The sequence below is a fragment of the Pseudomonas sp. AC463 genome (assembly GCF_979253585.1).
Genome location: NZ_CEEDDZ010000162.1, coordinates 1 through 401 on the forward strand (window position 1 = coordinate 1; position 401 = coordinate 401).

Sequence of the window (401 nt, forward strand, 5' to 3'; positions counted from 1 at the left end):
AGGCGCAGTTCGTCCGGCGCGGCGTTCATGCGGCGGCCACGTTCGGCGAGGTTGTCCTCGCACGCCCGCGCCCCCGCCGACCCCGCGCTGCCCGCGCCGTACGACCCGCCGGAGCCGGCGCTGGCGGGCAGGTCGCTGTCGCCCAGCCGCACCTCGACGCGGTCAATCGGGAGCCCGAGCATCTCGCCCGCAACCTGCGCGAGGATCGTGTAGGTGCCGGTACCGATGTCGGTCATGTCCGTCTCGACCACCGCGCGGCCATCGGGCAGGACGCTGACCCGCGCCTCCGCATTGACGGTGAAGTTGCCGCGCAGCGCCGCCGCCATGCCGATGCCGATCAGCCATTCGCCATCGCGCACCGATGCCGGGTCGGACACACGGTCGGGCCAGCCGAACCGGCG

General features: G+C 73.8%; 1 protein-coding gene. It reads right to left on the reverse strand.

All coding sequences use genetic code 11. The features are described from left to right. Positions 1-401: molybdopterin cofactor-binding domain-containing protein (locus AC0IYH_RS29600; RefSeq protein WP_471837627.1), on the reverse strand; the 401-nt coding region annotated here is incomplete at both ends.